Raw genomic sequence first — 7169 nt, 5'->3', positions numbered from 1 at the left:
GTACCGGGTGGACCGGGGTGTCGGACGGGGATCGCCGGGCGGGCCGGGGTGGCGCGGGCCCGCCTCAGGGCGGGGCGTCGAGCCCCGCCTCGCGCGCGAGGGCCCCGGCCTGCGTCCGGTCCGCGACCCGCAGCTTGCGCAGCACCGTCGAGGTGTAGTTGCGGACGGTCTTCGGCGAGAGCGACAGCTGCCGGGCGATCGAGGCGTTGCCCGCCCCGGCCGCGAGCAGGCGCAGCACCCGGCGCTCGGAGTCGGTGAGGTCGGGGAAGGGTTCCGCCGAGGGCGGCCGGTCGGCGAAGAACCGGATCATCCGGGCCGCGATGCCCGGCGAGAAGATCGCCTCACCGCGGCCGACGGCGACCACCGCCCGCACGAGGTCGTCCGCGTCGGCGTCCTTCAGCACGTAGCCGCGTGCGCCGGCGCGCACGGCCGCGAACACGGAGTCGTCGTCCTCGAGCATGCTCAGCACGAGCACGTTGACGGCGGGGTGGGCGGCGGCGATGCGGCGGATGGCGTCCAGCCCCCCACCGCCGGGCATCTGCAGGTCCACGAGGACGAGGTCGGGCACGAGGCGCCCCACCACCTCGACGGCCGCGTCCCCGTCGGCCGCCTCGCCGACGACGGCGACGCCCGTCTCCGTCGCGAGCAGCGCCCGCACCCCGCGCCGGAACATCGGGTGGTCGTCGGCGACCACCACCCGCAGCACCGTCGCGGCCACCGGCTCCACGCCTCAGCCCCCGGGCCCGCGGCGCGGGACGAGGGTCGTCACGGTGGTGCCCGCCGGGCCGCTCGTCAGGACCACGCTGCCCCCCAGCTCGGCGGCGCGCTCCCGCATCGCCGAGACGCCCACCCCCGCCAGCAGCGGGGCGGGCAGCCCGCGGCCGTCGTCGCTGACGCGCAGCTCGACCACGCCGCCGCGCCCGCGCAGCAGGACCTCGCAGCGCCGGCCCCCCGAGTGCCGGGCCGCGTTGTGCAGGGCCTCGGTCGCGATCCGGAACAGCGCGACCTCGACGGCCGCGGGCAGCTCGCCCAGGTCCTCCTCGCGCACGTCCACCGCCAGGCCGGCCTGGGCGGCGGGGTGGTGGCGCACGGCCGCGGCCAGGCCCAGCTCGTCCAGCAGCGGGGGCCGCAGGCCGTAGACGAGCCGGCGCACGTCCCCCGTCGTCGCGGCGAGGTCGGCCCGCACGTCCGCCAGCAGCGCCCCGGCCTGCGCGGGGTCGTCGGCCAGGAGCCGCTGCGCCGCGGCCAGCTGGAGCTTCACCGACGCGAGCGCCGGTCCCAGGCCGTCGTGCAGGTCGCGACGGATCCGGCGGCGCTCCTCCTCCCGGGCCGTGACGACGAGGGCCCGGGACTCCTGCGCGCGCGCCCAGGCCGCGAGGGCGTAGCGGTGGGTGCCGAGCTGGTGGGCGAGGTCGCCCAGGAGCCGGACGTCACCCGCCGTCAGGGGCACCCCGGGGCGCCGCGTCGCGACGTGCAGGCTGCCCAGCTCGTCGTCGGCGAAGCGCAGCGGCACCTGCACGACGTCGCCCTCCGCGGGGCGCCGGCCCGCGACGCTGGTGGACACGCCGTCCTCGACGATCTCGACGTAGCGCGTGCGCAGCGCGCGGGCGATGGTCTCCGCGGCGCTGCCGCGCTCGGCGCCGAGCACGGCGAGCAGGTCGGAGGCCTCGCCCGGGGCGTCGTGCAGCAGGTCCTCGACGGCCGGGCGCAGCCACCGGCGCAGCGGTTCGACGGTCGCGGCGATCACCGCGACGGCGACGACGTGGGCCCACCAGTGGGTGCGGACGTTCGTCGCGGACAGCCCGTCGGCGACGAGGACCGCCACGTACACCGCCAGGACGTAGGCGAGCAGGATCGCGTGGACGAGCACCGGGGCGGAGAACCCCGCACCCGGTGCCCGCCCGCGCGCACTCACCCGCGCGGGTCCCGGGCCGCGGCGCGCGACCCGCTGCGGCGCAGCAGGAGGAACACGACCAGGCCCATCCCCACCGCCGCGACCGCCGAGGCGGTGCGCGACGACGTCGTCGGGCCGAACGCGACGCCCGGCAGGGCGAGCAGCGCGTTGCCGACGGCGACCCCGAGCGCCAGGACGACGCCCCAGCGCTGGGCGCGGGCGACGACCACGGCGGCGACCAGGCCGAGGACGCTCAGCACGAGCTTGCCGACCACGACCGCCCAGGGCGGCTGGTCGCCCGCGGCGGCGAGGTCGGCGGAACCCTGCGGCAGGAGCAGGACGGCGGCGACCCCGTCCCACACCGAGAGCACCGCGAGCAGGGCGGCCGCGAGCAGGTGCGCCCGCGGCGGTGCCCCCGCGCGGACGGGGGTGGGGCTGGTGAGCGACATGGCGGACCTCCACGGACGACGGGTCCCGGCACCGTTCGGCGGCGAGGGCACCACCGTCGTCCCGGCGGCGTCCCGGCGTCTGCGGTCGGACGTCCCGAGGCGGTGGGAGATCGTCCCACGCCCCGGGGCGGGACGACAGGCCCGCGCGGACCCGCCTCCCGGTGCGTCCGGCGGGCGGTCGCCTCGCGGGTCAGCCGGTCGGGGAGAGCAGCAGCACGGGGATCACGCGGGGCGCGGCCTGCGCCTCGTAGTCGGCGAAGCCCGGCATGCGCTTCTTCTGCTCCTCCCAGACGGCCGCGCGCTCCTCGCCGGTGAGCTCGCGCACCCGCACCGGGACGGTCTGCGTCCCGACCTCGGCCGTCGTCTCGGGGTGCGCGAGGAGGTTGTGGTACCAGTCGGGGTGCGTGGGGGCCCCGGCCTTGGACGCGAAGACGGCGTACCCGCCGTCGACGTCCTGGTAGACCATGGGCGCGACGCGCTCGGCGCCGCTGCGCCGTCCGGTGTGGTGCACGAGGATCATCGGCGCCCCCTCGAACGGCCCGCCGACGCGCCCCGCGTGCGCGCGGAACTCCGCGATGACGGACGCGTTCCAGTCCACCGGCGCCGTCGCCCGCTGCGCGGGTCCCTCCGTCGTTCCGCTCACCGCTGCCTCCGCTGCTCCCGCGCCGGGCCCGGACGGCCGGGGCGCACGCCGCCAGGATGCGCCCGGCCCCGGCCGGGGTCCAGCCCCGGCCGGGCCCGGTCGGTCGTGCGGTGAGGTCGTCCGGTGAGGGCGTCAGCCCTCGGCGAGCTCCTCCAGCGGCGGGCAGGAGCACACGAGGTTCCGGTCGCCCGCGGCCCCGTCGATGCGGCGCACGGGCGGCCAGTACTTCGCGCGCGGGTCCACGCCCGCGGGGTAGACGGCCTCAGCGCGCGTGTACGGGTGGTCCCACTCCCCCGCGATCGACAGCGCCGTGTGGGGGGCGTGGCGCAGCGGGGAGTCCGCGACGGCCCAGCGGCCGTCGGCGACGTCGGCCACCTCGCGGGCGATGGCGAGCATCGCGTCGCAGAACCGGTCCAGCTCCGCGAGGTCCTCGCTCTCGGTGGGTTCCACCATGAGCGTCCCGGGCACCGGGAACGACATCGTCGGCGCGTGGAACCCGTAGTCCACGAGGCGCTTGGCGACGTCGTCGACCGTGACGCCCGTGGCCTTGGTCATGGGGCGCAGGTCGAGGATGCACTCGTGGGCGACGAGCCCGTTCGGCCCGCGGTAGAGGACCGGGAACGCCGCGTCGAGCCGGGTCGCGACGTAGTTCGCCGACAGGACGGCCTGCACGGTGGCCGCGCGCAACCCGTCGGGACCCATGAGCCGCAGGTACGCCCAGGAGATCGGCAGGATGCCCGCGGACCCGTTCGGGGCCGCGGCGACCGGGCCCACGCCCGCCGTCGCCTCGAGCGTGGTCGCGGGCAGGAACTCCGCGAGGTGGGCGCGGACCGCGACCGGGCCGACGCCGGGGCCGCCCCCGCCGTGGGGGATGCAGAACGTCTTGTGCAGGTTCAGGTGCGAGACGTCGGCGCCGAACGTGCCGGGCCGGGCGAGCCCGACGAGGGCGTTGAGGTTCGCGCCGTCGACGTAGACCTGACCGCCGGCCTCGTGCACGAGCGCGCAGACCTCGCTGATGGCCTCCTCGTACACGCCGTGCGTCGAGGGGTAGGTCACCATGAGGGCCGCGAGGTCGTCGGCGTGCTCGGACACCTTGCGGCGCAGGTCCTCCAGGTCGACGTTGCCGGCCTCGTCGCACGCGACGACGACGACCCGCAGGCCCGCCATGACGGCGCTGGCGGCGTTCGTGCCGTGCGCGGAGCTCGGGATGAGGCACACCGTGCGGGCCTCGGCGCCGCGCGCGCGGTGGTAGGCGCGGATCGCGAGCAGCCCCGCGAACTCGCCCTGCGAACCGGCGTTGGGCTGCAGGGAGACCGCGTCGTAGCCCGTGATCTCCGCGAGCCAGCGCTCGAGGTCGGCCACGAGCTCCGCGGTCCCGGCCAGCTGGTCGGCCGGCGCGTAGGGGTGCAGGTCGGCGAACTCCGGCCAGGAGACCGGCTCGAGCTCCGTCGTCGCGTTGAGCTTCATGGTGCAGGAGCCCAGCGGGATCGCGCCGCGGTCGAGGGCGTAGTCGGCGTCGGAGAGCCGGCGCAGGTAGCGCAGCATCGCGGTCTCGGAGCGGTGCGCCGAGAACACGGGGTGGGTCAGGTAGTCGCTGCTGCGGCGCAGCGCGTCCGGCAGCGCGTCGACGCCGGCCGCCTCGGCGTCGGGGTCGAGCGCGTGGCCGGCGTCCAGCCGAACGCCGAACCCCTCCAGCGCCGCGGCGAGGTGCTCGCGCGACGTCGTCTCGTCGACCGTGAGCGCGACGTGGTCGCCGTCGACGTGGCGCAGGTTCACGCCCGCGGCCAGCGCCGCGGCCACGACCTCGCCCGCCCGGCCCGGCACGCGGGTCAGGACGGTGTCGAAGAACTCGTCGTGCACGACCTCCACCCCGGCCTCGCGCAGCGTGCGGGCCAGACCGGCCGCGGTGCGGGCCGTGCGCGCGGCGATGGCGCGGATCCCGTCCGGGCCGTGCCAGACGGCGTAGCAGCCGGCCATGACGGCGAGCAGGACCTGCGCGGTGCAGATGTTGCTGGTCGCCTTGTCGCGGCGGATGTGCTGCTCGCGGGTCTGCAGCGCCAGGCGGTAGGCCGGGGCGCCGTCGGCGTCGACCGAGACCCCGACGAGGCGCCCGGGCAGCGAGCGCTCGAGGCCCTTGCGCACCGCCATGTACCCCGCGTGCGGACCGCCGCCGCCCATCGGGACGCCGAAGCGCTGGCTCGAGCCGACCGCCACGTCGATCCCGAGCTCGCCCGGCGCGCGCAGCAGGGCCAGGGCCAGCAGGTCGGCCGCGGCCACGGTCAGGGCGCCGCGGGCGCGGGCGTCGGCGGCCACGGCCGCCAGGTCGCGCACGCGGCCCGAGGTGCCGGGGTACTGCAGGAGCAGCCCGAAGACGCCGCGCTCACCCGCGGCGGCCAGCGGGTCGGCGGCGTCGAGGTCGACGGTCACGAGCTCGAGGCCGAGCGGCACGGCGCGGGTGCGCAGGACGGCCAGCGTCTGCGGCAGGACGTCGGCGTCGACGGCGAACACGGCCCCCGCGGGCGCCTTGGACAGCCGGCGGGTCAGGGTCATCGCCTCGGCGGCCGCGGTGGCCTCGTCCAGGAGCGAGGCGTTGGCGACGTCGAGGCCCGTGAGGTCGGCCACCGCGGTCTGGAAGTTCAGCAGCGCCTCGAGGCGGCCCTGCGAGATCTCCGGCTGGTACGGCGTGTACGCCGTGTACCAGGCCGGGTCCTCGAGCACGTTGCGGCGCACGACGGCCGGGGTCCGGGTGCCGTGGTAGCCGAGGCCGATCATCGAGGGCACCACGCGGTTGCGCCCCGCCAGGACGCGCAGCGCCGCGGTGACCGAGGACTCGTCGAGCGCGGCCGGCAGGTCGAGGGCCTCGTCGCGGATCGAGGCGGGCACGGCGCGGGCCACGAGCTCCTCGGTGGAGGAGAGGCCGACGACCTCGAGCATGCGGGCGACCGCGGCCGGGTCGGGGCCGGTGTGGCGGGCGCTGAACGGCAGCGGCGCGGCGTCGCTGCCGAGCGCGGACGCGGTCGCGGGAGCGGTGGGGGCGGTGGTCATGGACGTCTCCGGAGGTCGGCGAACGAGCGACGGACCTCCCCGACTGTCGACCCGTCGGAGGGTCTCCAGAGCGGCCTGCTCCGCGCGGTCCTGAGGCCTGAGAGGTTCCGGGGATGTTGCCCCTTCGGCGCCCCGGTCGAGCCGGGGTCTCTCCCGCGCGGGATGGACGGCCGTGTCCAGGGTAGGCCACCCCGCGTGGCCCGTCGTCCGCGACGCGGTGCGCCGCGTAGGTTGTCCCGCGTGATCACCGTGGCCGTCTGCAGCGCCAAGGGCGGCGTCGGCAAGACCTCGGTCGTCCTCGGACTCGCGTCGGCCGCGCTGCGCCGCGGCACCAGCACCCTCGTCGTCGACCTCGACCCGCAGGCCGACGCGACCAGCGGTCTGGACGTCAGCGCGCAGCGCCCCCACTCGGTCGCCGACGTGCTCGCCCTGCCCAAGCGCCGGGTCGCGGAGAGCGCGCTCGCGCCGAGCGGCTGGGTGCAGGACCAGCCCGGGCTGCTCGACGTCGTGACGGGCTCCGCGGAGTCCGCGCGCCTGGACGTGCCGCAGCCCGACGCCGAGGACCTGACCCGGCTGCGCCGGGCGCTGCGCAAGCTCGACGACCACGACGTGGCGCTGCTGGACTGCCCGCCGTCGCTGGGCGGCCTGACCCGCTCGGCGTGGGCGGCGAGCGACCTGGTGCTCGTCGTCTCCGACGCCAGCCGCTTCTCGGTGGCCGCGGTCGACCGGACGCTGCGGGAGGTGCGCGCCCTGCGCGGCGGGCCCCGGCCGCTGGGGGTCCTGGTCAACCGCTACCAGGTCCGCTCGCAGGAGCAGCGCTTCCGCCTGGAGGAGCTGCGGACGCTGTTCGGGGACCTCGTCCTCCCCCCGCTGCCCGACCGCGTCGCGGTCCCCCAGGCGCAGGGGGCGGGCGTGCCCCTGCACACGCTGCGCGGCGCGTCGCCGCAGGCCCTGGCCGACGCCTTCTCGCACGTGCTGGACCTCGTCCTCGAGGCGGCGTGAGCCGACGGCACCCAGGACCCTCTCCCGCTGCGCGGCAGGCACTTCGCGCCCCCGGGGAACCGGACGGCCGCACCACCCGTCGGATGGCGGAAGCCGTCGGGAACGCTTACCGTGAGTCACGAGGGGCGGCGTGGCC

General features: G+C 77.2%; 6 protein-coding genes and 1 riboswitch. Of the genes, 1 reads left to right on the top strand and 5 read right to left on the bottom strand.

All coding sequences use genetic code 11. The features are described 5' to 3' along the window. Positions 1 to 64: 64 nt before the first annotated feature. From GTR02_RS18015 to gcvP, 5 genes are all read right to left on the bottom strand, one after another. A complete protein-coding gene (locus GTR02_RS18015; RefSeq protein WP_205709551.1) occupies positions 65 to 718 on the bottom strand; it encodes a response regulator in 654 nt (217 codons plus the stop codon). Between the two features lie 12 nt (positions 719 to 730). Next, positions 731 to 1915, bottom strand: coding sequence for a histidine kinase (locus GTR02_RS24670; protein ID WP_205709550.1), 1185 nt, complete (start codon positions 1913 to 1915; stop codon positions 731 to 733). Next, positions 1912 to 2343: a hypothetical protein gene (locus GTR02_RS18005; protein ID WP_166608865.1), complete on the bottom strand. Its 432-nt coding sequence runs from the start codon at positions 2341 to 2343 to the stop codon at positions 1912 to 1914. The genes GTR02_RS24670 and GTR02_RS18005 overlap by 4 nt, the downstream gene beginning before the upstream one ends. A gap of 190 nt (positions 2344 to 2533) precedes the next feature. Continuing rightward, a complete protein-coding gene (locus tag GTR02_RS18000; protein WP_338073898.1) occupies positions 2534 to 2986 on the bottom strand; it encodes a nitroreductase/quinone reductase family protein in 453 nt (150 codons plus the stop codon). 132 nt (positions 2987 to 3118) lie between these two features. Beyond that, positions 3119 to 6031, bottom strand: a complete 2913-nt coding sequence (gene gcvP, locus GTR02_RS17995; RefSeq protein ID WP_166608864.1) for an aminomethyl-transferring glycine dehydrogenase — start codon at positions 6029 to 6031, stop codon at positions 3119 to 3121. 75 nt (positions 6032 to 6106) lie between these two features. Next, a riboswitch (glycine riboswitch) is annotated at positions 6107 to 6197 on the bottom strand. A gap of 74 nt (positions 6198 to 6271) precedes the next feature. Between gcvP and GTR02_RS17990 the strand changes: the two genes are divergently transcribed. After that, positions 6272 to 7033 (top strand): AAA family ATPase, encoded by a 762-nt coding sequence (locus tag GTR02_RS17990; protein WP_166608863.1) that lies wholly within the window; start codon positions 6272 to 6274, stop codon positions 7031 to 7033. Positions 7034 to 7169: the final 136 nt, after the last annotated feature.

Origin of the sequence: Kineococcus siccus, assembly GCF_009906795.1 — a bacterium.
In the GTDB taxonomy this organism is placed as follows: Bacteria; Actinomycetota; Actinomycetes; order Actinomycetales; family Kineococcaceae; genus Kineococcus; species Kineococcus siccus.
This window is presented reverse-complemented; position numbering and strand designations above follow the sequence as displayed.